Origin of the sequence: Mucilaginibacter sp. (assembly GCF_039207105.1) — a bacterium.
Classification (GTDB): Bacteria; Bacteroidota; Bacteroidia; order Sphingobacteriales; family Sphingobacteriaceae; genus Mucilaginibacter.
Genome location: NZ_JBCECK010000321.1, coordinates 1 through 2,101 on the forward strand (window position 1 = coordinate 1; position 2,101 = coordinate 2,101).

The 2,101-nt window shown below is 46.7% G+C and carries 1 protein-coding gene and 1 pseudogene; both read left to right on the forward strand.

The annotated features are described in order from the left end of the window. Positions 1-616, forward strand: a pseudogene (locus AAGC65_RS26105) (TRCF domain-containing protein); the annotation flags it as partial. 234 nt (positions 617-850) lie between these two features. Next, positions 851-2,101 (forward strand): NAD(P)H-hydrate epimerase (locus tag AAGC65_RS26110; RefSeq protein WP_343115381.1); only part of this gene is annotated, 1,251 nt, incomplete at its 3' end.

Consider the following 2,101-nt stretch of genomic DNA (forward strand, 5'->3'; position numbering starts at 1 on the left):
GGACATCCGCGGCAGCGGAAACCTGTTAGGTGCCGAGCAGAGCGGTTTTATTGCGGAGATAGGTTTTGAAATGTACCATAAGATACTGGACGAAGCCATCCACGAGTTGAAGGATGATGAGTTTAAAGGCCTCTTCCCTGAAGATAAACCACGTGCTTTCGTCAACTTCACCCAAATAGATACCGACCTGGAGATTCTGATACCAAATGAATATGTAACCAGCTTATCTGAGCGTTAGAACCTTTATTCCGAACTATCAAAACTAGAGAACGAGGCCGAACTCACCGCGTTTAAACAACAACTACATGATCGGTTTGGCCCTATACCGCCACAAGTTGATGACCTGTTGAACACCATGCGCCTGCAATGGCTGGGTAAGGCTATTGGTTTTGAAAAGATATCGTTAAAGAAAGGTGTACTGCGTGGCTACTTCATCACCAACCAGCAATCGGCATACTTTGAGAGCGACGCGTTTAACAACATACTCACCTTTGTGCAAACCAATCCGCGGCGTACCAACCTGAAAGAGGTTAAGAACACCCTGCGCCTGAGCATCGAAAATGTAGCAGGTATTGATGAAGCAGTGGAGTTGCTGGATGCGGTGTTGAGTTGGTAAATTAATTAACCAATACCCGTTGCTTGTGAGGGCTCCCTTTTTTATGAGGTGCGCCACTTTTTAAAAGGAAAATGGTGGCGCAGACTTATTCGTCAGGATCGGGTGGTTTAAATCGTTGTCTCTCCGTTGCCTGTGTCCTCACAGGCAACCCGTGCAAGCTGTTTGTGAGGACACAAACAGCCGAAAGAAATAATCTTCCTCCAAACAAAACATATAAAGCGTAATTTTATAATTATGCTACCACTACTCACCGCTCAACAGATCCGCGAAACGGATGCTTATACCATTAAGCACGAACCTATTCCGTCTATCCAATTAATGGAACGGGCATCAAGGGCGTTTGTGAGCTGGTTTGTTAATCACTTCCCCGATAAACTGCAGGCAATTACCATTTACTGCGGCACCGGCAATAACGGCGGCGACGGCTTAGCTATTGCCTGCATGTTGTATGAGCATAAATACACTAACCTGGAAGTGAGGGTGGCGCGTTTCTCTGAAAAATCTACCGCCGATTTCGACAGTAATTTTGAGCGCCTGAAAGATAACGGCCTTGACCTGCGCGAGCTTAAACCCGAACGAGATTTTCCCGAAGATAAAAGCGATATCGTTATAGATGCCCTGCTTGGTAGCGGCTTGAACAAGCCTTTAGAAGGCGACTATAAACGCCTGGCCGATTTTATTAATGAACTACATAAAACCGTGGTCGCGGTTGATGTACCTACCGGATTTTATACCGATGGCGAAATAGACAAAAATGCCACCGTAATAAAAGCCAATCTCGTGATCACCTTCCAGCAACCCAAGATCAATTTCCTGTTGCCCGAATCGGCAGCGCATATGGATTGCTGGGAAGTGGTTAATATTGGTTTGGATGAAGGTTTTATACGCTCGCTGGACTCACCTTACCAGTTGATTGAGGAAAAAGATATCCGCCAGATTTTAAAACCCCGCCGTCGCTTTAGCCACAAAGGCACTTACGGCCACGCGTTGATAGTAGCAGGGCAGGAAAAAACCATGGGCGCAGCCCTATTATCAGCCTCTGCCAGTGTTTATGCCGGCGCCGGATTAACAACAGCCTGTATCCCCGAAAGTGGCCTAACGGCGCTTAATACCGCCCACGCGGAGGTGATGGCTATAGTGAGGCCAACGGGCCAGTTACCTGAGATCAATTGGGAGCAATACAGCACCATTGGAATTGGCCCGGGTTTGGGCAAAGATGATGATGCGCATATGCTCGTCAAACATATCCTGGATATTTATAACAAGCCGGTGCTTGTTGATGCCGACGGATTAAATCTGCTGGCAACCCACCCGGGTCTTTGGGATAAATTACCCAAGGGAAGTATTTTAACTCCACACATGAAGGAGTTTGATCGCCTGTTTGGCGATAGCGCTAATTGGTGGCAACGCCTGCAAATGGGTATAAAAAAAGCAGCACAGCATCATGTCTATATCATACTAAAAAATGATTATACCATGGTGATC